Raw genomic sequence first — 24,706 nt, forward strand, 5'->3', positions numbered from 1 at the left:
CCTAGGATGCCCTTGAACCCTTCTTACTTCTCCCGTCTGGCGGTTGCCACCCTTCTGACCTGGACTCTCGCCGCCTGTGGAGGCGGCGGCAGCGGCTCGGGCGACGTGGGCACGCCGGGAACACCCGCGCCCGCTCCTTCGCCGGCACCCGCGCCGTCGCCCTTGCCCGTTCCCGCGCCGGCACCCACGCCGATCGCCTCTACCGGCAGCTACCGGGAGGCGTCCGTCGGCATTCCCGTCGGTCCGCTCACCTACCTGAACAGCCTCGGATCGGAAGGGTTCACGCCTGTGCGCACGTGGCAGGTCAACAGCCGGGGCGTCATGGCGGACGCCTTCATGCTGGCCAAGGACTCCGCGCGCCCCGATGCCCGCCTGCAGTTCAGGGTCGTGCAGCGTCCTGCGCCCGAGGCGATGCTCGCGCTGCTCAACGCACAGGGCGCGGCCGGCTTCGCCTACAAGACCGTGTCGCGGTACGTCCGGGACGACATCGGCGATTCGTCGGGGGTGTTCTTCGTCGCCGATCTGTCCCGCCGTGCCACCTATGGGTACGAGACCCTGCCCGCCGGCAGCCCGATCGCAAAAGAAGCTTTCCTGAGCCAGCTCAATGCACAGGGCGCGCGGGGATTCCGGTTTTCCGGCTTTTACGGCTTCGTTTCGCCGCCGGGTGCCCACCTCTACAGCAAGGCGTCGGATTCCAGCGCCACCTATGCCTACACGTTCGAGGCCGGCGAGTTCGCCAACGATGCCGACATGCTGCAGCGCCTCAATGCACAGGGTGCGACCGGTCTTCTGTACCGGGGCCGTTTCGCGGTCGACGATGCCCGGACGTTCGTACAGGTCTATGAAAAAAGCTCGCTCCAGGCGGGCGCCCTCGAATATCGCGTCGAGACCCCGCGCCAGGCGCCCGCCGGGAGCCTGAGCCCCCTGGCCTTCGTTACCGCGACGGTGGGCCAGGCCAACGACATGGGCGCGCAGGGCTTCTTCTACCTGGCGCAGGCGGAAGGGCCTCTGGTTTTCAGCTCGGTCTATGTGAAGAATGCGGTGGTCGGCGGCCTCCCCGCATGGGACCTGCCGCTGCGCTAGACGAGGCGCCTGGCCGGCTGCGGGCGCCGCAGGCCAACTGCTGATGCGATGCAGCATGCCGGACATCTGGCAGGGCACCGACCGCATCGGTCAGAATCGGGGCTGGGATACGCGGGTGTAGTTCAATGGCAGAACGGCAGCTTCCCAAGCTGCATACGAGGGTTCGATTCCCTTCACCCGCTCCAATTCCACTGATTGCGGCTGCATCGCCGCGCAGGGTCCGATGACACGGCGACGTCATACGGCCCTTCAACAATCGGCGGCTCCTTCCCAACCCGAGCCCCCATGCCTCGCCATCTCCCGGCCTTCGCCGCGCGTCTTCCGCGCTTCTTCAGTATCTCCCGTCTTTCCATCGCCTGTGCGGCCGCCGTCGTTGCGGCCATCGCCAGCGGATGCGGCGGGGGTGGAGGCGACGCGGTTTCCGCGCCCTCCACGCCGTTCACCCAGGTCAAGGTGCCGACACTGTTGGCACGTTCGGTCTTGCCGGCCGATGCCAGCGTCGAAGGGCCGACCTCCGCCCAGTACATCACCGGCGGCGATCTCGCCAAGGCGCGGGCCTACGGCATCGCCTTGCCGCTGGTGGGCAAGCAGCCGATCCAGGGTTTCTCGGCCGTCGCCGCCGGTCCGGTGGCGGGCTGCTACTACGCGATGCAGGACAACGGTTTCGGCAGCAAGGCCTCGTCTCCCGACGCGCTGCTGCATGTCTATGCGATCCTGGTCGATGCCTCGACGCAGGCGGTGCGGCCGGCGGACTTCGCCACCTGCGCGCCGCGCGGCAGCTTCGACGGCAGCACCTTCATCCGGCTGCGCGACCCGGATCGCCGGCTGGGCTTCTCGCTGGTAGCCGACGGCACGGTCTATCCGGGCACGCCGTCGGCCGGCGGCGCGGCCGTCGCGGTCGATCCGCTGATCAAGGCGCAGCGGCTGCTGACCGGCGGCGACATCGACATCGAGTCGATGGTGGTCGATGCCGACGGCAACTTCTGGTTCGGCGAGGAGTTCGGCCCCTTCCTGGTGAAGACCGACCGTACCGGCAAGGTGCTGCAGCGCGAGATTCCGCTGCCGAACGGCCTGGGGCTGGGCGCCAACCCGCTGGTGCAGACCGCCAGCAATCCGTACATCGGCACCGGCACGGCCAACCTGCCGACTTCGGGCGGCATCGAGAGCCTGGCGATCGACCCGGCGCGCACCCGCCTGTTCACCCTGCTGGAGCGGGAGCTGTCCACCGACACCGACAAGCAGCGCCGCATGCTGAGCGTGTTCGACCTGCGCAGCAACGCGTTCCTGCCCGCACCCTACGCCTACCGCGTCGGCGCCGGCAGCTATGTGAACGAGACCGGCGCCACCGTCGCCGAGGTCTACACGGTCAACGACATGGCCGCGATCAACGACCACGAATTCCTGGTGCTCGAGAAGGACCGCGGCGCCGGCGACGCGCGCACCGGCCTGTTCCCGGCGTCGGGCGCCGCGCGGGTGGCGGCACGCTACAAGAAGGTGTTCCGCGTCGACCTGAACGTGCGCGACGCGTCGGGCTACCTGGTCAAGACCGAGGTGGCCGACCTGATGAACCTGGCCGACCCCGGCCGCATCGGCGGTGCTGCGACGCTGCAGGGCGTGTTCACCTTTCCGATGGAATCGGTGGAGACGGTGCACATCCTGGACGCCAACACGATCCTGGTCGCCAACGACAACAACTACCCCGGCGGCGCCAGCGCGCGCGATCCGAACAAGCCCGACGGCAACGAGTTCATCCTGGTCGGACTGCCGACTGCGCTGAACCTGCAGAAGTAGGGCGGCGGGCAACAGCGGCGTCCGGCGCGCCCCCCCGCCACCGATGGCGGGCCGCCCCGGCACGGCCGGTGCCGGCCCGCACCGGCCCTACAGTTCCACGTGCAGCCGCACGGTACCGATCTTGACCGGCCCGCGGTCGGCGTTGTAGCCGGGGTTGCGGATGTACTGGATGCCGAAGCTCAGGCCCGCCTCGCCGCCGCGCGGCAGGCCGAAGCCGAAGCGGTAGTAGCTCTCGAGGATCGTCTCGGTGCGGTAGCGCAGCCGGCCGTCGCCGACGAAGAAACCGCTGCCGCCGGCGGCCAGGAAATCGCGGTGCGCCTGCGACAGGCCGTTGAGCGCCACGCCCATGCCCAGTGCGTCCATCGGCCGGCCCCAGCGGGCGCCGCCGAAGGTCGCGCCGGCCGAGGCCGAGCGGTCGATCTCAGCGAAGGCGTAGGTCTCCGACTTGCCGTCGTTGGCGGCCAGCCGGGTGAAGACGCCGATGTCGTCGGCGATGTCCTGCTCCAGGTGCACCCCCGCACCCACCTTGCTGCGGCGCTCGCGGATCGGCGCCACGTCGGGCACGGTGCCGTTCTGCGCGCCGTAGGCCAGCGCATCGCGGAAGCCGCCCATCACCGCGACGTTGCGGAACGCCAGCAGCTTGACCGAGCCTTCGCGGCCGGCCAGCGTGTGGCGGCGCTCCAGCTCGATCTGGTCGCCGTAGTGGCGGAACAGGGCGTGGTCGAGCTTCAGGCCGTTGGACTCGATCGGCAGCATGAAGCGGCCGGCGCGCACCGACCAGGTGTCGTCGTGCCGGTAGTCGAGCGCGGCGCCCCAGGAGTAGCCGCGCGAATCGGCCGCGTAGTCGTAGGCGCCGTGCGTCAGGAACGACCAGTTGAGGAACTGGGTGCGGGCGTCATGCGCATGCTTGCTGTCGTCGAACAAGTCGCTGACCGCCAGGTTGCCGGCGGTCAGGGTGATGCGGCGCTTGTCGTAGACGCTGGCGAGCTGGTTGGCGTCGGACGCCACCTGCTCGGTACCGCCGCCCAGGCCCCAGGTATGGCGCACGAAGAGGCGCGCGCGGTAGACGATGGGCGAGGTGCCGGCGGTCTTCTGCAGCTCGCCGTTGGTGAGGCCACCCAGGCCCTGCAGCCGCGAGAGGGGCAGGCCCTGCACCAGCTCGGGGTTGAAGTACAGCTCGGTCGCGCGGCCCAGGCGCAGGCCGATGAAGGCGGTCGAGGTGAAGGAGTAGCTGCGCTCCTGTAGCGGCGACAGGCTGGTGGGACCGGAGTAGGGCGCATCGAAGGCCGGCTTGCGCTGCCAGACGTAGGTGGCCTGGCCGTGCAGGTTCCAGTTCTCCACCGTGAAGTCGGGATCGTCGGCCGCGCGGACGGCGGGCGCGCCGGCCAGCAGCGTCAGGGGCAGCAGCCAGTGCAGGGGGCGCAAGGAGCGCGGGGCGGCACGGCGTGCGGCGGCGCGTGGGGAGAAGGTGGGCAGGTGGGAGGACACGGGCGGCAGCCAGGTACGTCGAAGAAAAAATCAGGCGCCGGCGGCGCTCGCGGACGGCAGTATACGGAGCCGTGTGTGCTTTTTTCGTGACGTTTCGGGCCTGCAGCCGGTGTTGCGCTTCGGCCACCAGCTATGAAATAAATAGCATTCGCACCTCCGCCTGCCGCTTTTGTGTCAGGGAGTGGCCAGCGTCGCCTGCGGCCCCAGCGCGCCGGTGGCGGCCCGCAGGTCCAGCTCGGCCTGCAGCGCGTCTTCCAGCAGGTCGAGGTAGGTGGTCTGCCGCTCGGCCACCGCCTGGAGCGCGTCGATGAATTCCAGGATGCCGCCGCGGCCCAGGGTGTAGGCGTCCTGGGCCATGCGGCGCAGCTCCGGCAGGGGCGCCAGGGCCTCCTGCGCATACCGGTCGGCCAGCGCACGGCGGCGCTGGAACTGGTCGGCGGCGCGCAGCAGCTCGGCCTCGGCTGCGCGCACCACCGCGTCGCGGCGCAGCCGCTGCGCGTCGGCCTCGGCGCGGGCACGGGCGATCGGGCCTTCGTTGCGGTCGAAGAGCGGCACCGTCACCGACACGCCCAGCACCGTGTGGCGGCCGTCCGCGTCGCGCAGCCGGCCCACGCCCACCACCGGCACCGGCCAGGCCTCGCGCCGCTCCAGTTCGATCCGCTGGCGCGCCTGGGCATCTTCGGCGCGGGCGGCGCGCACGGCCGGCAGCCGCTCCTGCGCATCGGCCCACAGCAGGCCGAGCGGCGGAGGCGTCGCGGGCAGGCGGGGCATGCCCTCGGCCTGCGGCTGCCAGCCTGGCGCGCCGGCCAGGGCCGCCAGGCGCGACGCGGCCTGGGCGCGGGCCGCCTGCATCGCCTCGGCCTGGGCCGAGAGGGCGGCGCGTTCCACCGCGACCCGGGTGCGCTCGTAGCGGCTGCGGGCCCCGGCCTCGACCTGGCCGGCGACGATGCGCTCGGCCGCCTCCACATCGGCCAGGGCCTCGCGCCAGCGCCTCTCCCGGGCCTGCGCCACCTGCAGCGCCACGTAGGCCTGGGCGGCGTCGCGCTGCACATCGGCCGTGCCCAGCGCCACCTGTGCCTGCGCCGCGCCGATGCCCAGCTCGGCATTGCGGATGCGCAAGCCGCGCTGGCCGAAGACCGGCAGCGGCTGCTCGATCGCCAGTTCGCGCTCGCCCGGTTCGCCGCGGCGGCCGGGCTGGTGGCGGCCCGAGACGGTCGGGTTGGGCAGCGCACCGGCGGTGATGCGGTCGGCGCGGGCCGCATCGATGCGGGTGCGCTCCGCCGCCAGTGCAGGGCTGCGCCAGCGGACCAGCTCCAGGAATTCCTCGAGCGTGGGGCGGTCGGGCAGCGGGTCGAAGCCCGGCTGCACCGGGAGCGCAGGCGGTGCCTCCAGCACCGTCTCTGCGGCGGCGGCTGGGGCTGCGCCAAAAGCGGCCGCCAAGCCGATGCAGGCTTGCACGACCAGGGTGCGCACCGGCATCGGCGTCGAAAAAATGGATCGTGTCACGGCAGCGGCAGGATGGGTTGGGACGCGGCCGGCGCGGGCGGGGCCGGGGTCGAAGGAGCCGGCGCATCCGCCTCGTCCTCCTGCCCGGCGCGCAGCACCCGCGGCCCGAAGAGCCGGTAGAGCACCGGCAGCAGGAACAGCGCCACCAGCGGCAGCACCGCCGTGCCGCCGACGATCACGGTGGCGAAGGGCTTCTGCGTCTCGCTGCCGACCCCGGTCGAGAGCGCCATCGGCAGAAGCCCCAGCAGCGCCAGCAGCGTGACCAGCAGCACCGAGCGCATCCGCTCGGCCACGCCTTCGACCAGCGCCGGCAGCAGCGCCATGCCTGCGTCGCGCCGCAGGGTCTCGACCGCGCTCAGCACCAGCAGGCCGACCAGGGCCACCTGCCCCAGCAGCGCGATGAAGCCGATGGCCGCGCTGATCGACAGGTCGATGCCGGTCAGGTGCAGCGCCCCCACGCCGCCCACCATAGCGAACGGCGCGGTCAGCAGGATGGTCGCGGCCGAGCGGGCGCTGCCGAGTGCGCCGTAGAGCAGCGCGAAGACGATCAGCAGCGACAGCGGAACCACGATCCGCAGCCGCTGCGCCGCGCGCTGCTGGTTCTCCCACTCGCCGCCCCAGCGGACGAGGTAGCCCTCGGGAATCTCCACCTGCGCCGCCACCGCGGCCAGCGCGTCCTGCACCACCGAGCCGATGTCGCGGCCCGCCACGTTGAACTTGAGGGCCATGAAGCGGGCGTTGCCCTCGCGGAAGATCGACGAGTTGCCCACCTTCACCCCGATGCGGGCCAGCGCATGCAGCGGCACCGTGCCGCCGCCGGGCGCGGCCACCGCGATGTCGCGGATCGCCGCCTCGTCCATCCGGTCGGCATAGGGCAGGCGCACCCGCACCGGCACGCCGTGCTCGCCCTCCCACAGCGTGGTGACGACCCGGCCGGCCAGCGCGATCTCCACCGCGTCCTCGGCCGCCTCGACCGAGATGCCGCGGCGGGCCAGCTCCTGCCGGTCGAACTCGATGTGCAGCTGCGGCGCGGGCGCGTCGCGGTACAGGTCGAGATCGACCACGCCCTCGACCGGCGCGATGGCGGCCTTGGCCTGCTGCAGCCGGGCGCGCAGGATGTCGATGTCGGGGCCGAAGAGCTTCAGTACCACGTGGCCGCGGGCGCCGGAGGTCGATTCCTCCACGCTGTCGCGGATCGGCTGGGCGAAATTGAAGGCCACGCCCGGGATTTCCTGCAGCGCGGCGCGCATCGCATCCACCAGCGCCGCCTTCTGCAGGCCCGGGCGCCAGTCGGCGTGCGGTTTCAGGCGCACCAGTACCTTGGCCATGTTGATCGTCTCGTTGTCGGTGCCCGACTCGGGCCGGCCCTGTTCGCTGATGACGGTGATCGCCTCGGGGAAGGCGCCCAGCCGGCGGCGGATGTCGCGCAGCACCGCGCGGCCGGTCTCCAGCGAGACCGACGGCTCCATCTGCACCAGCACGTAGACGTCGCCTTCGTCGAGCTCCGGCAGGAACTCGGTGCCCAGGGTGGTCGCCGACAGGCCCGCCAGCACCAGCGCGGCCACCGCGCCGGCCAGCACCGCCCAGCGCTGCCGGGCACTGGCCAGCAGCCGGGCCAGCAGGGCCTGGTAGCGGTGGTGCATCCAGTCGAAGATGCGCGGCTCGGCGGCGGCGACGTCCTTCGGCTTCAGCAGCAGGGCGCACAGCGCCGGCACCAGGGTCAGCGCGAAGACCAGCGCACCGACCAGGGCGAAGGTGTAGGTCAGCGCCAGCGGCCGGAAGATGCGGCCCTCGATGCTCTGCAGCGAGAAGACCGGGATCAGCGCCGCGATCACGATCGCCATCGCGAAGAGGGTCGGCCGCGCCACCGCGACGGCCGAGTCGACGATCAGCGCCCGCATGTCGGCCCGGCTCTGCGGCCGCCGCAGCCGGGCGTTGCGCACGATGTTCTCGGTGAGCACCACCGCGCCGTCGACGATGATGCCGAAGTCGATCGCGCCCATCGAGATCAGGTTGGCCGGCATCCCCAGCAGGTGCAGCCCGATGAACGCCACCATCAGCGACATCGGGATCACCGTCGCCACGATCAGGGAGCCGCGCATGCTGCGCAGGAACAGCCACAGCACGCCGACGATCATCACCGCGCCGAACAGCAGGTTGTGGTAGACGGTCGCCAGCGTGTGCGAGACCAGGTCGGAGCGGTCGTAGTTGGTCTCCATCCGCATGCCGCGCGGCAGCACGGTGGCGTTCAGCTCGGCCACCTTCCGGTGGATCTGCTCCAGCACCTTCGACGGGTTCTCGTCGCGCTTCAGCAGCACGATGCCCTGCACCACGTCGTCGTGCTCGTCCATGCCCACCGAGCCCTGGCGGGGCGTGTGCGACTGGGTCACCCGGGCCACGTCGCCCACGGTGACCGGCGTGCCGCCGTCGGCCTTGAGCACCACCGATTCGATGTCGGCCGGCGTCTTCAGCAGGCCGATGCCGCGCACGATCAGCGACTGCTCGCCGCGGCGCAGCAGGCCGCCGCCCACGTTGCGGTTGGACTTGGAGATGGCCTCTACCACGTCGCCCAGGGTCAGGCCCAGGCCCTGCACCCGCATCGGGCTTACCTCGACATGGAACTCCTTGACGAAGCCGCCGATGCTGACCACGTCGGCCACACCCTGCACCTGCTTGAGCATGCGGGTGATGGTCCATTCCTGCTCGGTGCGCAGCTGGGGCAGGGTGTGCCGGTCGCTGTCGAGGCGGTAGTAGAAGATTTTGCCGAGCGGGGTGTAGTCGGGCGCCATCTCGGGCTGCACACCGTCGGGCAACCGGGCCTGCGGCAGCCGCTGGATCACCTCGGCGCGGGCGGCGGCGCTCCGGGTTCCGTCGTCGAAGACCATCGACACCATCGCCAGGCCGAAGTAGCTCTCGGAGCGCAGCGCGGTCAGGCCCGGCGTGCCGTTGAGCACCCGCTCCAGCGGCAGCGTGATCTGCCGCTCGACCTCCTCGGGCGCCAGACCGGGGGCCTGCGCGATGATGCCGACCTGCACGTTGGTGACGTCGGGGTAGGCCTCGATCGCGGTGTTGAGATAGGCGTAGACGCCGTAGAGCGCGACGGCGAGCGTCGCGGTGAGCGCCACCAGGCGGCGGCGCACGGCGAAGGCGATGAGGGCGCGGAGCATGCGGGCGGTCGTCCTCAGAGCAACTGGCTGGCCGCGCCGTCGAGCAGCAGGCCGCCCTTGACCACGATCCGCTCGCCGGGCGCCAGGCCTTCCAGCACTGTGATCGAGCCGCGCACCGGCAGGCCCAGCTTCACGTCGCGCGCCTCGAACAGGGTGCCGGGCGCGTCGTCGCCGGCGGCCGCGGGCTTCTCCACGTACACGATGTTGCGCCGCTCGTCCTTGATCAGCACCGCCGACAGCGGAATGACCAGGCCGGTGGCCCCGGCCACCTCGATGCCCACCCGCGCCAGCGCGCCGGGCCGCAGCCCGGCGGCCGCATCGGCCAGCGCGATGAAGACCGGCGCGCGGCGCGTGTCGGCATTCAGCGCCGCGCCGACCCGCTCCACCCGGCCCCGCACCGGCGTGGCCATCGACGAGAACTGCAGCTGCACCGCCGCGCCCTGGACGATGCCCTCGATGTCGCTCTCGAACACGTCGGCCACCACCCAGAGGGCCGACGGATCGCCGATGGTGAAGAGCGACTCGCCGCCCGGCTCGGCCGTCCTGCCGACGGTCGCGGCGCGGCTCACCACCACGCCGGCGCGCGGCGCGCGCAGCACCAGCGTGTCCTGGCCGCCGGCGCCGACGAAGGCCGCGGCGCGGCCGGCGCGCTGGGATTCGAGCGCCAGCGCATCGACCCGGGCCTGCGCCGCGGCGGTCTCGGACGCGATGCCGACGCCCTTGTCGAGCATGCTGCGCTGGCGCTGCAGCTCCTGCCGGGCCAGCGCCAGTTCCACCCCGGCGCTGGCGCGCTCGGTGCGCAGCCGGCCGGCGTCGGGGCTGGCGAGGGTCGCCAGCGGCGCGCCCGGCTGCACCCGGTCGCCGACCCGGGCGTGCACCTGCGCGATGCGTCCTGCCGCCGGCGCTCCGACGGCGGTGACCCGGTCGTCCTGGAACACCACCCGCGCCGGAGCCCAGACCGTCTGGGTGCTGCTGGTGGCAGAGACGGCCCGGATCTCCAGCACCTGCAGCGATGCCGGCTGCAGCCGTACCTGGCCCGGCGGCAGCAGGGCGGTGCGGGCGGCCGGCGCCTGGGCGGCCTGCGGAGAGGATTCGGCGCCGCAGCCGGCGACGAGCGCGGCCAGGGCCAGGGCACACGCCGCACGGGGCGCGCGCCGGAAGGGGGCAAGCATGGGAAATGTCTCCAACGGCAGGGCATTCGGGCGGTGTGCCCGGCGGCGCAACCGGCGGTGCCACCCACCGGCCGGGGCCCGGCGCACGCGGTGCGCGGCCGGGAGCGGCGGTCGTGTCGCCGTTAATTTTTCGCCTCGGTCCATGCTAGGCGGGGCGGGCCGCGCGGCGCATGAACACTGCATTGCCGTTCGGAAAGGCGGCCGGGCGGCGGCCGCACGGGCGGAGCGGCTCAGGCCTCCAGGCAGGGCAGCTCGATCACCGCCAGCAGGCCGGGTGCGGCGTCCTCCAGCAGCACCTGCCCGCCGTGCAGGCGCACGATCGCCATCGCGCTGGCCAGGCCCAGGCCGAAGCCGGGCACGGCGCCCGGCAGGCGGTGGAAGCGGGTGCCGATCCGGCCGCGGTCGGCCGCCGCGATGCCCGGGCCGTTGTCGCGCACCAGGATGCGGGCGCTGCCGCCGCGGCGCTCCACCCGCACCGCCACCACGGCCCGGGCGCCGTGCTGCCCGGCGTACTTCAACGCGTTGTCGATCAGGTTGGCGGTGGCGCTGGCCAGCAGGTCGCGGTCGCCGCGCACCGTGGCGCTGGGGTCGGTCTGCAGCGTCAGGACGGCGCCCTGCGCCTCGGCCAGCGCGTCGTACAGCTCCACCACGCCGGTCGCGATGTCGTCGAGCGCCAGCGGGCCGAAGCCGTGGCGCCGGGTGCCCGATTCGGCCTCGGCGATCTGCAGCAGCTTGTCGAAGACGACGGTCAGCGCTTCCACCTCCTGCACCGCCTGCGCGGCGGCGGCCTGCACCGCGGCTGCCGGAGTCCCGGGCCGCTGGGCCTGCCGCAGCCCCATCAGCACCCGGGCCAGCGGGGTGCGCAGGTTGTGGGCGATGGTGTTGGAGACATGGCGCACGCCGTCCATCAGCTGTTCGATCCGGTCGAGCATGCGGTTGATGTCGCGGCCGAGGCCGGCGAACTCGTCCGCCTCGTCGGTGCCCGGAATCCGCTGGCCCAGCTCGCCCGCCTCGATCCGGGCGGCGGTGCGGCGGATGGTGGCCACCCGGGCCTCGATGTCGCGCCGGAACAGGTAGGCGCCCACGGCCACCAGCAGCAGCGCCACCAATCCTGCCGCCAGCGTGGCCCGGCCCACCGCCAGTTCCACCTGCCGCAGGTCGTGCAGGTCGCGGCCCACCACCAGCAGCTGGCCGCCGGGCAGGCGCCGCACCAGCACCCGCATGCGGGCGGTGGTGGCGCCGCGCAGGGCCTGCAGGCTGTCGATGCGGTCGTCCGTCGGCCGCCAGCCGGCGCCGGGCGCCAGGTTGCCGGCGATGCGGGCGCCGTCGGCGCCCTGCAGCAGGTACACCTCGCTGTCGCTGTCCACCCCGTCGACCAGGTTCTGCGCGATCTGCTCGGCCACCGCGTCCACGCCGCCCTGCTGCCAGCGGGCCGCGAGGCGCTGTGCGCCCAGGCCGATCTGGCGGTCGAGGTGGTGGCGCTGGCCCAGCACCGCCTGCACGTAGACGACGGTGAGCAGCACCGCCATGAAGAACAGGGTGAGCAGCCCGTACTGCAGCGCCATGCGGAACGCCACCGAGCGCCAGAGGCGGCGCGGGCCGGCCGGCAGCCGGATCACGGCGCGTCCGGCGCGCCGGTGTCGGAGAGCAGGTAGCCCACGCCGCGCACCGTGTGGATCAGGGGCAGCGCGAAACCCGAGTCGACCTTCTGCCGCAGCCGGCTGATCTGCACGTCGATCACGTTGGTCTGCGGGTCGAAGTGGTAGTCCCAGACCGATTCGAGCAGCATGGTGCGGGTGACGACCTGGCGCGCATGGGTCATCAGGTAGCAGAGCAGCCGGAACTCCCGCGGCTGCAGCGCGATGGGGTTGCCGGCACGCTCCACGCTGCGGCGCACCAGGTCGACCTGCAGGTCGGCGATCTGCAGCGTGCGGGCGGCGGGGCCGGCCCCGGCGCGGCGCATCAGGGCATCGACGCGGGCGGCCAGTTCGGAGAAGGCGAAAGGCTTGGCGAGGTAGTCGTCGCCGCCGGCGTTCAGGCCGCGCACCCGCTCGTCGAGTGCCGACAGCGCCGACAGCACCAGCACCGGCGTCTTCTTGCCCAGGTTGCGCAGCGTCGCCAGGATCGCCAAGCCGTCGACCTCGTGCGGCAGCATCCGGTCGAGCACCACCAGGTCCCAGGTCTGCTCCACCGCGCGCTGCAGGCCCTCGACACCGTCACGGCAGACGACCACCTGGTGGCCGCGCTCGCGCAGGCCGTCGGCCACGTAGCGGGCGGTGTCGGCATCGTCCTCGACGACCAGGATGCGCCACATCAGGCGGTGTCCACCGCGCGAACGGCGGGGGCGTGCGGGCAGGGGCGGGGCGGCGGCGGGAGCGTTCGGGCGGGCATCGGGGCGGGGTTCGGTGCACGCGCGGGCAGGCCCGAACCCGGGTGAAAACAACCGAAGATTCTAGGCCGTGCGGCGAGCCGGCCAGGCGGGCCGAGCCGGCCCACCGCTGCGCGACGGTCGGCCGACGGGGCAGGGCGCGGAGCCGCTGTCGAGCGGCATACCGGGTTTCTGCGACGGCTTCATTACCCTTTGGCAATGGAGACCTACTCGCGGGGGTATTGCCGTTTCTGGCATTTAATACGCCCTCTCGCACGCCCGGGGCGACCTGGCCATCCACCTGCCGAACCCGACGTGAACGATCTCAATCTTTCCCTCTTCCATGCCGCGGCGGCCGGGCATGCGCCCCACGCGGCGACCCTCGTGGCGGCGCTGTTCGTGATCGAGTACGCCGGCATGGCGGTGCTGGCGCTGCTGGCGGTCGGCCTGTGGCGCAAGCCCGGCGAACGCCTCACGCTCGTGCTGGTGCTGCTGGCGACGATGCTGGTCTCGTTGATGGCCAAGAACATCGCGCTCGCCATCGGCTTTCCGCGGCCCTTCATGCTCGGGCTGTCGGCGGTGTACCTCGACCATGCGGTGCGGCCGGGGTTCCCCAGCACCCATGCGTCGTCCGGCTTCGCGCTGGCCTTCATGCTGCTGGTGCGGCCGGAGCTGCGGCTGCTGGGCCTGGGGGTGCTGGCACTGCTGGTGCCGACGCTCTGGGCGCGCGTGTACACCGGCCTGCACTTTCCGCGCGATCTCGCGGCCGGCGCGGCGCTGGGGGCCGCGTGCGCGGCGGTGTCGGTGGGGGTGGAGCACCTCTGGCGCGCTCGGCTGCGCCCCGCGCTGGCGGCCCGGTCCGTCCGCCGGGCTGGTGGGGGCACCTGAATTCGCGCAGCCGGTCGGCTTGGCCGCGCCGGCTGCCGGCTCGACAGGGCCGTTTTTCAAGCGAAATAGGCCGGTAGCCGGCGTCCCGTGCTGGCTTCCAGCTATCTAATTCGTAGCGGCCGGCAGACGGGTGGATCGGCCTGCCGTGCCGACGCCCGCAGCGCGCCACTCCCGCGGCCTGCTGCTTCCTGGCCCTAGAAAGCCTGCCGGTACAGCGCCAGCGCATCCGCCTCGGTCACTTCGCGCGGGTTGTTGACCAGCAGGCGGGTCTGCAGCATCGCATCTGCCGCCAGGGTCGGCAGCATGTCCTCGGCCACGCCGTGGTCGCGCAGGCGCATCGGCAGACGGGTGTCTGCGATCAGCGTTTCGACGTGGGCCACGAAGGCCTCGGCGCGGGCCTGTTCGTCGCCCTGCAGGCCGGGCAGCAGCGCGTCGCCCAGCGCGGCGTAGTGGGCGGCGCCCGCCTGGGCGTTGAAGCGCAGCACGTGCGGCAGCACCAGCGCATTGGTCAGGCCGTGCGGCAGGTGGTAGCGGCCGCCCAGGGGATAGGCCAGCGCATGCACCGCGGCCACCGGTGAGTTGGCGAAGGCCTGGCCGGCCAGCATCGCGCCCAGCAGCATCGCCTCGCGCGCGGCCAAGTCGTGGCCGTCGTCGCAGACCTTCTGCAGGTTCTGCGACAGCAGCCGCAGTGCCAGGACGGCCAGGTGGTCCGACAAGGGGTTCTTCAACCGCTTGCCGGTGAAGGCCTCGATCGCGTGGACCATGGCGTCGATGCCGGTGGCCGCGGTCACGGCCGGGGGCAGGCCGGTGGTGAGCGCCGCGTCGAGGATCGCCATGTCGGCGTACAGCTGGCGGGCGACGATGCCGCTCTTGGTGGTCTCGCCGGTGGTGACGATGGCGATCGGCGTCGCCTCGGAACCGGTGCCGGCGGTGGTGGGCATCTGCACCAGCGGCAGGCGCTCGCCCCGGACCTTGTCGATGCCGTACATCTCGGCCAGCGGCTGGTCGGTGGCCAGCAGGATCGCGACCAGCTTGGCCACGTCCATCGAAGAGCCGCCGCCCAGGCCCAGAACGACCTGGGTGCCGAAGGCCCGGGCCTGCGCGGTGACCGCGGCCACCACGTGGTCGGGCGGATCGGCCTGCACGTCGCTCACCACCTGCACCTGCCAGCCGTGGGCGGCCAGGCTGGCCAGCGCCGGGTCGAGCAGGCCGCTCTTCTGCAGGAAGGCGTCGGTCACGACGCAGATGCGGCCAGGCGCGAAGCGCTGGGCGAGCAGGCTGCCGAGCTGCGCGGCGGCGCCGGTCTGCACCACGGTCTGCGGGACGGTCTGGAACTGGAAGGGCTGCATGGAATGTCTCTCCGTTGGGGGCTGCGGCGGGGCCGGCCAGCCGCAAGCGTAGCGCCACCGTGCCCGCGGCGCGACCCGCAGGCGACAGGGCAGGGCGGCCGCGGCCCGGCACGGGCCGGACGGCATGCGACCCGGCGGTAAAATCGCGGGTTGCTCCCCCGTTTGCAGACCCCCATTCCACCCCGTTCCATGACCACGACCACCGCTCCCTTCTCCGTCGCGGACATCCGCAAGACCTTCCTGGATTTCTTCGCTTCCAAGGGCCATACGGTGGTCCCGTCCAGCTCGCTGGTGCCGGGCAACGACCCGACGCTGATGTTCACCAACTCGGGCATGGTGCAGTTCAAGGACGTGTTCCTCGGCACCGACAAGCGGCCCTACCAGCGCGCGACCTCGGTCCAGGCGTGCCTGCGGGCCGGCGGCAAGCACAACGACCTGGAGAACGTGGGCTACACCGCGCGGCACCACACCTTCTTCGAGATGCTGGGCAACTGGAGCTTCGGCGACTACTTCAAGCGCGAATCGCTGAAGTGGGCCTGGGAGCTGCTGACCGAGGTCTACAAGCTCCCGGCCGACCGCCTGCTGGCGACGGTCTACCAAGAAGACGACGAGGCCTACGACATCTGGACCAAGGAGATCGGCCTGCCGCCCGAGCGGGTGATCCGCATCGGCGACAACAAGGGCGGCCGCTACAAGTCCGACAACTTCTGGATGATGGCCGACACCGGCCCCTGCGGCCCCTGCTCCGAGATCTTCTACGACCACGGCGCGCACATCCCCGGCGGCCCGCCCGGCAGTCCCGACGAGGACGGCGACCGCTTCATCGAGATCTGGAACAACGTGTTCATGCAGTTCGACATGGCCGAGGACGGCAGCGTCAAGCGCCTGCCCGCGCCCTGCGTCGACACCGGCATGGGCCTGGAGCGCCTGGCCGCGATCCTGCAGCACGTGCACAGCAACTACGAGATCGATTTGTTCGACGCGCTGGTCAAGGCCGCCGCGCGCGAGACCGGCGAGCAGGACCTGAACAACAAGAGCCTGCGGGTGATCGCCGACCACATCCGCGCCACCTCGTTCCTGGTGGCCGACGGCGTGGTGCCGAGCAACGAGGGCCGCGGCTACGTGCAGCGCCGCATCGTCCGCCGCGCGATCCGCCACGGCTACAAGCTGGGCCAGAAGAAGCCGTTCTTCCACAAGCTGGTGGCCGACCTGGTCGCGCAGATGGGCGACGCCTATCCCAAGCTGAAGGCCGACGAGGCCCGGATCACCGCGATTTTGAAGACCGAGGAAGAGCGCTTCTTCGAGACGCTGGCCAACGGCATGCATATTCTGGAAGAAGAGATTGCTGGCGTTCATGAAAGATCGGGAAGCCGTGGCGATCCGATGGGCGATATACCGTCCGGCACTGGTTGGATGCTGCCTGGCGATATCGCCTTCAAGCTGCACGACACATACGGATTTCCACTCGATCTGACCCAGGACGTTTTGCGCGAAGCGGATCTTTCGGTTGACGAAGTAGGTTTCCGTGCCGCGATGGACAAGCAGAAGGCCGCCGGCCGCGCCGCCGGCAAGTTCAAGATGGACCGCGCGCTCGACTACTCCGGCGAAGGCAACACCTTCACCGGCTACGAGTCGCTGGTCGAGGAGACGGTGCAGGTCGTGGCGCTCTACCACGAGGGTGCGCCGGTGCAGCAGCTGGCCGAGGGCCAAAGCGGCATCGTCGTGCTGAGCACCACGCCCTTCTATTCGGAGAGCGGCGGCCAGGTGGGCGACCAGGGCGTGCTGGCGGCGGAGGGCGTGCAGTTCGGCGTGGAGGACACGCAGAAGATCAAGGCCGACGTGTTCGGCCACCACGGCACCCAGACCCAGGGCGTGCTGACGGTGGGCGACACGGTGGCGGCGCGGGTCGACACCCGGCTGCGCTTCGCCACCCAGCGCAACCACAGCGTCACCCACCTGATGCACAAGGCCCTGCGGGAAGTGCTGGGCGGCCATGTGCAGCAGAAGGGCTCGCTGGTGAACGCCGAGCGCACCCGCTTCGACTTCGCCCACAACGCGCCGGTGACCGATGCCGAGGTACTGGAGATCGAGCGCCGGGTGAACGAGGAGATCCTCGCCAACACCGCCAACCTGATCCGCGTGCTGCCCATCGAGGAAGCGCAGAAGACCGGCGCGATGATGCTTTTTGGCGAAAAATATGGCGAGACGGTGCGGGTGATCGACATCGGCACCAGCCGCGAGCTGTGCGGCGGCACCCATGTGCAGCGCACCGGCGACATCGGCATGTTCAAGGTGGTGGGCGAGAGCGGCGTGGCCGCGGGCGTGCGCCGGATCGAGGCGGTCACCGGCGGCCCGGCGCTGGCCTACCTGCAGCAGCTCGAGTCGACGGTGCAGACGGTCGCCTCGACCCTCAAGGCGCCGACGGCCGACGTGCAGGGCCGGTTGACCCAGGTGCTGGACCAGGTCCGTACGCTAGAGAAGGAACTCGCCGCGCTGAAGGGCAAGCTGGCATCCTCGCAGGGCGACGAACTGGTGGCCCAGGCGGTCGACGTCAACGGCATCCAGGTGCTGGCCGCGCTGCTGCCGGGCGCCGACGCCAAGGCGCTGCGCGACACGCTCGACAAGCTGAAGGACAAGCTCAAGACCGCCGCGATCGTGCTGGCCTCCGCCGAAGGCGGCAAGGTGCAGCTGGCCGCGGGCGTGACGGCCGACAGCGTCGGCAAGGTCAAGGCCGGCGAGCTGGTCAACTTCGTCGCGCAGCAGGTCGGCGGCAAGGGCGGCGGCAAGGCCGACATCGCGATGGCCGGCGGCACCGACCCGACGGCGCTGGCCGCGGCGCTGCAGTCGGTGCGCGGCTGGGTGGCCGAGCGGGTCTGACGGGGCCGACGGGGCATCCGCACCGGATGCTTCTATTTCGATAGCAGGAGGCCGGCGCCGGACGCCGGCTTCCTGCATATCGGGCCTGGATTGTCCAGTTGCGCATCAGCACTGAGGAGGCTTCCGCATCCCGTCGTGCCGGCGGTCCTGTCCGGAGGTGGAGGCACCAAGCAAAAGAGGCGCCGCGGCGCCTCTTTTGTCGTCCGGTCGCGCCAGGGCGGCCGGTTCATGCGGGCCTGGTGGCCCGCCGTCGGTCAGCGACCGTAGGAACGGTTTCCGCCGCCACCGCCGCCGCTGCGGCCGTAGCCACCGCCGCCACCGCCACCGGAGCGGTTTCCACCGCCACCGCCGCCACCGCCGCCGTTACGGCGGCCGCGGCCCAGCATGCTGTCGACGCTGGTGCGCAGCGGATCGGGCTGGCCGGCAGGGCCGCCGACCGACTCGGCACGGCGGTGCGCGACCACGTCGGCGTGCGACGGGCTCGGCGCATTGCCGTGGTGGCGCGGCTGGCGTTCCTCGAAAGGCACGTGGTTGCCACCACCGCCACCGCCGTTGCCGCCGCCGTACTGGCCGCCGCCGCCCTGGCCACCACCGCCGCCGCCTGCGAAGGCCGGACGGGGACCGCGCGGTGCGCGTTGCTGCGGTGCCTGCTGGCCGTAGCCGCCGCCCTGGCCGCCTTGGCCGCCACCACCGCCGCCGCCGCCGCTGCGACCACGGCCCTGGCCGCCACCTCCGCCGCCCGCGCTGCGCTGACCGCCACCGCCGCCGCCGTTACCACCGCCGTTGCCGCCACGCTCGCCCTGGCCGGCCTTGTTCTCGCGGATGCGCTGCAGCATCTCGGTGCGCGCGGCCTTGGCGGCCGCGGCCATCACATCGCGGCTCGGCGGCTTGCCGGCACCGCCCCAGATCGTCTGGCGGCCCATGGCGATCGGCTCGGCCTTCTCGCCGGCTTCGGGGCCGAAGCCGTCGATCACCTGCACCGGGATCTTCTGCTTGGTAAAGCGCTCGATGTCGTACATGAAGCCTTCCTCGTCCATGCACACCAGGCTCACCGCCTCGCCGCTGTTGCCGGCACGGCCGGTGCGGCCGATGCGGTGGACGTAGTCTTCCGACACGTTCGGGATCTCGTAGTTGACGACGTGCGGCAGCTCGTCGATGTCGATGCCGCGGGCCGCGATGTCGGTGGCCACCAGGGCGCGGATCTCGCCGCTCTTGAAGCCCGACAGGGCCTGGGTGCGGGCCGACTGGCTCTTGTTGCCGTGCAGCGCCATCGCCTGGATGCCGCTCTTGGTCAGGTGCTCGGCCACGTTGTTGGCGCCGAACTTGGTGCGGGTGAACACCAGCACCTGGCTCCAGTTGTGCTCGTTGATGATGTGCGCCAGCAGCGCCTTCTTCTTGCCGCGGCCCACCGGGTGGATCACCTGGGTGATGCGCTGCACCGTGGTGTTAGACGGGGTGACCTGGATGCTCTGCGGATTTTTGAGCAGGGTGGCGGCCAGTTCGCGGATCTCGTCGCTGAAGGTGGCGGAGAACAGCAGGCTCTGCTTGTCCTTCGGCACCAGGGCCAGCACCTTCTTCACGTCGTGGATGAAGCCCATGTCGAGCATGCGGTCGGCTTCGTCGAGCACCAGGAACTGCACGGTCGACAGGTCGAGGTTGCCCTGCTGCTGCAGGTCGAGCAGTCGGCCGGGGGTGGCGACCAGCACGTCGACGCCGCGCTTGATGCGGTCGATCTGCGGGTTCATGCCCACGCCGCCGAAGATGACGGTGGAGGAGAGCTTGAGGTACTTGCCGTATTCGCGGACCGATTCCTCGACCTGCGCGGCGAGTTCGCGCGTCGGGGTCAGCACAAGGGCGCGCACGCCCTTGTTGCCGAACTTGCTCTTCGGCGCCTCGGTGGCCTGCATGCGGTGCAGCAGGGGCAGGACGAAGGCGGCCGTCTTGCCGGTGCCGGTCTGGGCGCCGGCGAGGAGGTCGTGCCCTTCGAGCACTGCGGGGATGGCTTGCGCCTGGATGGGAGTGGGCGTTTCGTAGCCCTGTTCGTGAACGGCTTGCAGAATGGCAGGGGCCAGATTCAGATCGTCAAAGGTCATGGAGTAAGCGCCATCCACGGCGCAGTGTTTATCTGCCTGCCGCGGGAGTCGCTGTGCGCTTCCGGGCCAGTCATAGGCAAACAAGGATGGGATATGGGAGCCCGGAATCTGTTCCTTCGTCCCCGGCAGACTGCCGATGTCGCGGGTAACTGCGCCCAACGACCGGGACATTGTCGCACAGCGGGGCCCGCAGCGCCGTATGCGCGGTGGCCTGCGTTAAACTCGTAACACCGCAGGCCCGCCGCCGACGGCCGGCCCCGCCGGTCCGCCCGGTGGCCGCCGGCTCCCGTTTCTTCCGCCGCCGGCATCCGCCGCACCTGCCGCGTGTCCCGCGCCGGCGGTCTCTCCCAATCTCCTCATCTCCAGAAGCACGATGGCCCAATACGTCTACACCATGAACAAGGTCTCCAAGACCGTGCCGCCCAAGCGGCAGATCTTGAAGGACATCTCGCTCTCGTTCTTCCCGGGCGCCAAGATCGGCGTGCTGGGCCTGAACGGCTCGGGCAAGTCGACCCTGCTGAAGATCATGGCCGGCGTGGACAAGGAAATCGAGGGCGAAGCCACCCCGATGCCGGGCCTGACCATCGGCTACCTGGAGCAGGAGCCCAAGCTCAACAACGAGCACACGGTGCGCGAGAGCGTCGAGGAATCGATGGGCGCCGTCTTCGCCGCCAAGGCGCGGCTCGAAGAGGTCTACGTCGCCTACGGCAGCGAGGACGCCGATTTCGACGCGCTTGCCGCCGAGCAGGCCGAGCTGGAGGCGATCATCGCCACCGCCGGCACCGACTCCGAGCACCAGCTGGAGATCGCCGCCGACGCGCTGCGCCTGCCGCCGTGGGACGCCAAGATCGGCCTGCTCTCCGGCGGCGAGAAGCGCCGGGTGGCGCTGTGCCGCCTGCTGCTGTCGAAGCCCGACATGCTGCTGCTCGACGAGCCGACCAACCACCTGGATGCAGAATCGGTCGACTGGCTGGAGGTGTTCCTGAAGCGCTTCTCGGGCACCGTGGTCGCGATCACCCACGATCGCTACTTCCTCGACAACGCGGCCGAGTGGATCCTGGAGCTGGACCGCGGCCGCGGCATCCCGTGGAAGGGCAACTACAGCACCTGGCTCGAGCAGAAGGGCGACCGCCTGGCGCAGGAGCAGAAGAGCGAGGAGGCCCACGCCAAGGCCCTGAAGAAGGAGCTGGAGTGGTCGCGCCAGAACCCCAAGGCCCGCCAGGCCAAGAGCAAGTCGCGGCTGGCCCGCTTCGAGGAACTGAGCGACTTCGAATACCAGAAGCGCAACGAGACCCAGGAAATCTTCATCCCGGTGGGCGACCGCCTGGGCAACCAGGTGTTCGACTTCAACAACGTCAGCAAGTCCTTCGGCGACCGGCTGCTGATCGACAACCTGAGCTTCAGCATCCCGGCAGGCGCCATCGTCGGCATCATCGGCCCGAACGGCGCCGGCAAGTCGACGCTGTTCAAGCTGCTGGCCGGCAAGGAGCAGCCCGACAGCGGCGAGGTGATCGTCGGCTCGACCGTCAAGATGGCCTTCGTCGACCAGCACCGCGACGTGCTGGAGAACGACAAGACCGTCTGGGAAGACATCTCGGGCGGCCTCGACATCCTCAACGTCGGCAAGTTCCAGGTGGCCAGCCGCGCCTACGCGGGTCGCTTCAACTTCAACGGCAGCGACCAGCAGAAGAAGGTCGGCAGCCTGTCGGGCGGCGAGCGCGGACGCCTGCACCTGGCCAAGACGCTGATCGCCGGCGGCAACGTGCTGCTGCTCGACGAGCCGTCGAACGACCTGGACGTGGAAACCCTGCGGGCCCTGGAAGACGCGCTGCTGGAGTTCGCCGGCACCGTGCTGGTCATCAGCCACGACCGCTGGTTCCTCGACCGGATCGCCACCCACATCCTGGCCGCCGAAGGCGACAGCCAGTGGACCTTCTTCGACGGCAACTACCAGGAGTACGAGGCCGACAAGAAGCGCCGCCTGGGCGAAGAAGGCGCCAAGCCCAAGCGCATGCGCTACAAGGCCTTGGGCTGAAGATTCGCGCACAGGGCATGGATACGGCGGCGCGACCGCAGCGCCATGCCCGGTCGCGCCGCCGACACGGTGACGGCCGCGGGTTGCGGCACGCCGCCGCGCCCGGCCGCTGGGGTTATCCTGCAACCTTGTTCCGCGTAGCCCTTGCGCCGATCCGATGAGCACCATGCGAACCGACTCCGAAGCCGCCGCCGCCCTGGCCGCCTACCGTGCCTGCCTGGCGCAGGCGGTGGCGCGCAGTCCGGGCATCCTGGAAAAGCTGCTGGCCGCGGCGCGCGACAGCCTCTACCAGCGATCGCGCCAGCTGGAGCAGTACCAGGGCCGCGGCGCCTATGCCGAAGCCCTGCAGACGCTGAGCGACAACGCGGTTTTCATGGTCCAGCGTTTTCCGATCGAGTTCGAAGAAGCGGTGCGCCATGGCGACGGCAGCGCCGCCAAGGCGCGGGTGCAGCCGCTGGAGCTTTCCCTGGTCGACGATGCGCAGGTGCAGGGCCATGTCGAGCTGACCCGCTCGCACCAGGCGGCCCACCAGGCGCTCGAAGCCCCGCTGGCCGAACTCGACGGGCTGGTGTCTTCGGCACAAGGCCTCTCGCGCATCCAGCCCCAGCGCAATCCGCTGCGCCCCGAGACCTACCTGCGGGCGCTGCAGGCGCTGGTCGACCGCACCCAGGCATCGCTGCAGGTGCGCTCGCTGTGGATGCAGCACCTCACCGCCGCCATGGGCGCCTACCTGAAGTCCGAGTACGAGCAGTTGTCGGCCACGCTGCGCGATGCCGGCGTGTTGCCGGTCGGCTACGAGGCGGTGGCGATCGCGCGCCCGGCGCAAAGGCCGGTGCCCGGGTCGGCAGGCGCCGCGCCGGCAGCAGCGGCCGCCGCGGCGGCCGTGCCCGCGTCCTGGGCGGTGCCGCCCGAGCCGCCGGCCGGCGCACCGGTTTCCGAAGCCGATGCCCGCGGCGTCCTGCGCACCGAAGAGCGGCGGATGCTGGCCGGCCGCATCGCCGAAGAAATCGCCCGCCTGCCGGAGACGGCCCGGGTGCCCGAGGTGGTGCGCGCCTTCGTCCTCGGCCCCTGGTCGCTGGTGATCGCCGAGGCGCAGCTCACCGCACGCGGCGGCGTCGGCGACCCCGAGGGCTACTACGCCCTGGTGCGCCCGCTGCTCTGGAGCGCCCAGCCCGAACTGGGCCGGGCCGACCGGCAGCACCTGACCAGCGTGCTGCACAACCTGTTCTCCCGGCTGCGCGCCGGCCTGGCGAGCATCGCCTGGCCCGAGGAAGAGACCGTCGACGTCTTCCAGGCACTGGTCGATGCGCACCAGGTCGCGCTGCGGCCCGACGGCAGTTCTTTCGCGATCCGCAACCGGCCGCCCGCCGCCATGCCCGATGCCGCGCCGATGGCTGGCGGCACCGGCGACGCACCACCCACCCGGCCCTGGAAAGCCCCGTCACCCGACCTGGCCTTCGCCGAAGGCGCAGCGCCGGGCGCCACGAAGGGCGCCGGTGTCTCCGGCGACGGCGACACGCTGGCACCCGGCGTGCAGGTCGAGTTGCTGCAGGACGGCCACTGGCGCCGGCTGCAGCTGCTGTGGGCCAGCCCGCACGGCTCGCTGCTGCTGTTCGAAGGCGACGACGGCCGCAACGAGTCGATGACCCGCCGCCTCTGCGTGCAGTGCATGAAAGAGAACCGGCTGCGGATCGTGCAGCCAGGCTAGTCGGCAGGGCGGCCTCGGCTGCCGGTGCTGCGGCCACGGGCCTCGGCGCAGATGCCGGGCGGCTGGCTTTGCGAGCCGGCCGCGATGCGTTCAGCGCGGCACCGGCCTCATGCCCGAAAGTCCGACAGGCTCGGCAGATGCAGGCCGTCCACCGTGATGCCCTGCGCCGCATGCACCGCCCGCAGCACCGCGAGCGCCGTCGCCTCGGCCGCCATCGCGCCCAGCACGATCCGGTCGGGCACGTCGGTCGCCCGGCCGGTCGACAGTGCGAACAGCGTATCGCCGTCGGAGACGGTGTGCACCGGGTTGATGGTGCGGGCCAGGCCGTCGTGCGCCGACTGCGCCAGCCGCTGGGCCTGCGCCTTGGTGAGCGGCGCGTCGGTCGCGACCACGCCGATGGTGGTGTTGGTGCCGGCGATCAGCGGCCGCGGCGGGTCGCCGGCCAGCAGGGCGCGGCGGGTGTCGTGCAGGCGGCGGCCGTCGGGGCTGCGCGCACCGGCGACGGGCAGGCCGGTGGCGGGATCGACCACGTCGCCCAGCGCATTCACCGCGACCAGCGCACCCACCGTCGTACCGCCCACCGTGACCGATGCGGTGCCCACGCCGCCCTTCATCGCGCGGCCGATGCCGAAGAGCTTGCCCACCGCCGCCCCGGCGCCGGCGCCCACGTTGCCTTCGGCCGGCCGCCGTGCCGACGCGGCGGCGCAGGCCGCGTAACCTGCCGCACCGTCGGGCCGGACCCGCATGTCGCCGACCAGCAGGTCGAACAGCACCGCCGCCGGCACGATGGGCACCCGGCCGACGCCCACCGGCAGGCCGTGGCCATGCGCTTCCAGCCAGCGCATCACGCCGCCCGCCGCATCGAGCCCGTAGGCGCTGCCGCCGGCCAGCAGGATCGCATGGACCTGCTCCACCAGGTTGCCGGGCGCGAGCAGGTCGGTCTCGCGCGTGCCGGGGGCTGCGCCGCGCACGTCGACGCCGGCCACCGCGCCTTCGGGCACCAGCACCACGGTGCAGCCGGTGGGCCGCAGGTCCGAGGTCCAGTGGCCGACGGAGATGCCGGGCACGTCGGTGATCGCGCCGGGAAGGTGGGCTGTAGACATCCGCGGATTATCGGCAGGCCCCGCAGCGGGCCGGTACCGCGTGCCATCGATCGGCGCAGCCCCGCAAAGGTCCGATGC

At 71.4% G+C, this 24,706-nt stretch carries 15 protein-coding genes and 1 tRNA gene; 7 read left to right on the forward strand and 9 right to left on the reverse strand.

All coding sequences use genetic code 11. The features are described 5' to 3' along the window. The first annotated feature begins 12 nt into the window (after nucleotides 1-12). The 3 genes from ASE76_RS09280 to ASE76_RS09290 all read left to right on the forward strand — a co-directional run bounded on the left by ASE76_RS09280 (nucleotide 13) and on the right by ASE76_RS09290 (nucleotide 2,874). Entirely contained in the window at nucleotides 13-1,083 is a 1,071-nt protein-coding gene (locus ASE76_RS09280; RefSeq protein WP_156362617.1) for a hypothetical protein, read from the forward strand. 111 nt (nucleotides 1,084-1,194) lie between these two features. Beyond that, nucleotides 1,195-1,268: transfer RNA gene (locus tag ASE76_RS09285), tRNA-Gly, on the forward strand. Nucleotides 1,269-1,368: 100 nt separating this feature from the next. After that, nucleotides 1,369-2,874: an esterase-like activity of phytase family protein gene (locus tag ASE76_RS09290; RefSeq protein ID WP_082448250.1), complete on the forward strand. Its 1,506-nt coding sequence runs from the start codon at nucleotides 1,369-1,371 to the stop codon at nucleotides 2,872-2,874. Between the two features lie 87 nt (nucleotides 2,875-2,961). On the opposite strand, the gene ASE76_RS09295 is transcribed toward ASE76_RS09290, so the two are convergent. The 6 genes from ASE76_RS09295 to ASE76_RS09320 all read right to left on the reverse strand — a co-directional run bounded on the left by ASE76_RS09295 (nucleotide 2,962) and on the right by ASE76_RS09320 (nucleotide 12,521). Further along, nucleotides 2,962-4,362: a carbohydrate porin gene (locus tag ASE76_RS09295; protein WP_236698393.1), complete on the reverse strand. Its 1,401-nt coding sequence runs from the start codon at nucleotides 4,360-4,362 to the stop codon at nucleotides 2,962-2,964. A gap of 174 nt (nucleotides 4,363-4,536) precedes the next feature. Further along, nucleotides 4,537-5,868: a TolC family protein gene (locus tag ASE76_RS09300; RefSeq protein WP_236698394.1), complete on the reverse strand. Its 1,332-nt coding sequence runs from the start codon at nucleotides 5,866-5,868 to the stop codon at nucleotides 4,537-4,539. After that, the gene (locus ASE76_RS09305) at nucleotides 5,865-9,035 is read right to left on the reverse strand and encodes an efflux RND transporter permease subunit (RefSeq protein ID WP_082448251.1); all 3,171 of its coding nucleotides are present in this window, start codon (nucleotides 9,033-9,035) and stop codon (nucleotides 5,865-5,867) included. Before ASE76_RS09305 ends, ASE76_RS09300 begins: the two co-directional genes overlap by 4 nt. A gap of 14 nt (nucleotides 9,036-9,049) precedes the next feature. Then, the gene (locus ASE76_RS09310) at nucleotides 9,050-10,207 is read right to left on the reverse strand and encodes an efflux RND transporter periplasmic adaptor subunit (protein WP_055838137.1); all 1,158 of its coding nucleotides are present in this window, start codon (nucleotides 10,205-10,207) and stop codon (nucleotides 9,050-9,052) included. A gap of 230 nt (nucleotides 10,208-10,437) precedes the next feature. Further along, entirely contained in the window at nucleotides 10,438-11,826 is a 1,389-nt protein-coding gene (locus ASE76_RS09315; RefSeq protein ID WP_236698395.1) for an ATP-binding protein, read from the reverse strand. Then, complete coding sequence (locus ASE76_RS09320; protein WP_055838138.1) at nucleotides 11,823-12,521, reverse strand: response regulator transcription factor; 699 nt, start codon at nucleotides 12,519-12,521, stop codon at nucleotides 11,823-11,825. Before ASE76_RS09320 ends, ASE76_RS09315 begins: the two co-directional genes overlap by 4 nt. A 369-nt stretch (nucleotides 12,522-12,890) precedes the next feature. On the opposite strand from ASE76_RS09320, the gene ASE76_RS09325 reads away from it, so the two are divergent. After that, the gene (locus ASE76_RS09325) at nucleotides 12,891-13,463 is read left to right on the forward strand and encodes a phosphatase PAP2 family protein (protein ID WP_055838141.1); all 573 of its coding nucleotides are present in this window, start codon (nucleotides 12,891-12,893) and stop codon (nucleotides 13,461-13,463) included. A 194-nt stretch (nucleotides 13,464-13,657) separates the two neighbouring features. Here the strand turns inward: ASE76_RS09325 and ASE76_RS09330 are convergent, their stop codons facing one another. After that, complete coding sequence (locus ASE76_RS09330) at nucleotides 13,658-14,812, reverse strand: iron-containing alcohol dehydrogenase (protein ID WP_055838144.1); 1,155 nt, start codon at nucleotides 14,810-14,812, stop codon at nucleotides 13,658-13,660. A gap of 189 nt (nucleotides 14,813-15,001) precedes the next feature. On the opposite strand from ASE76_RS09330, the gene alaS reads away from it, so the two are divergent. Next, nucleotides 15,002-17,689, forward strand: a complete 2,688-nt coding sequence (alaS, locus tag ASE76_RS09335; RefSeq protein ID WP_055838148.1) for an alanine--tRNA ligase — start codon at nucleotides 15,002-15,004, stop codon at nucleotides 17,687-17,689. A 254-nt stretch (nucleotides 17,690-17,943) separates the two neighbouring features. Here alaS and ASE76_RS09340 read toward each other — a convergent pair whose 3' ends face one another. Next, nucleotides 17,944-19,782, reverse strand: coding sequence for a DEAD/DEAH box helicase (locus ASE76_RS09340; RefSeq protein WP_055838151.1), 1,839 nt, complete (start codon nucleotides 19,780-19,782; stop codon nucleotides 17,944-17,946). 373 nt (nucleotides 19,783-20,155) lie between these two features. Between ASE76_RS09340 and ettA the strand changes: the two genes are divergently transcribed. Both ettA and ASE76_RS09350 read left to right on the forward strand, forming a co-directional pair. Continuing rightward, complete coding sequence (gene ettA / locus ASE76_RS09345) at nucleotides 20,156-21,817, forward strand: energy-dependent translational throttle protein EttA (RefSeq protein WP_055838154.1); 1,662 nt, start codon at nucleotides 20,156-20,158, stop codon at nucleotides 21,815-21,817. A 157-nt stretch (nucleotides 21,818-21,974) separates the two neighbouring features. Continuing rightward, nucleotides 21,975-23,525, forward strand: coding sequence for a DUF1631 family protein (locus tag ASE76_RS09350; protein ID WP_055838157.1), 1,551 nt, complete (start codon nucleotides 21,975-21,977; stop codon nucleotides 23,523-23,525). Nucleotides 23,526-23,632: 107 nt separating this feature from the next. On the opposite strand, the gene ASE76_RS09355 is transcribed toward ASE76_RS09350, so the two are convergent. Continuing rightward, nucleotides 23,633-24,628: a P1 family peptidase gene (locus ASE76_RS09355; RefSeq protein WP_055838160.1), complete on the reverse strand. Its 996-nt coding sequence runs from the start codon at nucleotides 24,626-24,628 to the stop codon at nucleotides 23,633-23,635. Between the last annotated feature and the right edge of the window lie 78 nt (nucleotides 24,629-24,706).

It is taken from the genome of Xylophilus sp. Leaf220 (assembly GCF_001421705.1).
Lineage (GTDB): Bacteria > Pseudomonadota > Gammaproteobacteria > Burkholderiales > Burkholderiaceae_C > Xylophilus.

What these genes read in the sequence shown, in the direction of transcription:
- ASE76_RS09290 (WP_082448250.1), top strand. Translation starts at nt 1,369, where the DNA reads ATGCCTCGCCATCTCCCGGCCTTCGCCGCGCGTCTTCCGCGCTTCTTC.
- ASE76_RS09305 (WP_082448251.1), bottom strand. Translation starts at nt 9,035, where the DNA reads ATGCTCCGCGCCCTCATCGCCTTCGCCGTGCGCCGCCGCCTGGTGGCG.
- ASE76_RS09310 (WP_055838137.1), bottom strand. Translation starts at nt 10,207, where the DNA reads ATGCTTGCCCCCTTCCGGCGCGCGCCCCGTGCGGCGTGTGCCCTGGCC.
- ASE76_RS09320 (WP_055838138.1), bottom strand. Translation starts at nt 12,521, where the DNA reads ATGTGGCGCATCCTGGTCGTCGAGGACGATGCCGACACCGCCCGCTAC.
- ASE76_RS09330 (WP_055838144.1), bottom strand. Translation starts at nt 14,812, where the DNA reads ATGCAGCCCTTCCAGTTCCAGACCGTCCCGCAGACCGTGGTGCAGACC.
- alaS (WP_055838148.1), top strand. Translation starts at nt 15,002, where the DNA reads ATGACCACGACCACCGCTCCCTTCTCCGTCGCGGACATCCGCAAGACC.
- ASE76_RS09340 (WP_055838151.1), bottom strand. Translation starts at nt 19,782, where the DNA reads ATGACCTTTGACGATCTGAATCTGGCCCCTGCCATTCTGCAAGCCGTT.
- ettA (WP_055838154.1), top strand. Translation starts at nt 20,156, where the DNA reads ATGGCCCAATACGTCTACACCATGAACAAGGTCTCCAAGACCGTGCCG.
- ASE76_RS09350 (WP_055838157.1), top strand. Translation starts at nt 21,975, where the DNA reads ATGAGCACCATGCGAACCGACTCCGAAGCCGCCGCCGCCCTGGCCGCC.
- ASE76_RS09355 (WP_055838160.1), bottom strand. Translation starts at nt 24,628, where the DNA reads ATGTCTACAGCCCACCTTCCCGGCGCGATCACCGACGTGCCCGGCATC.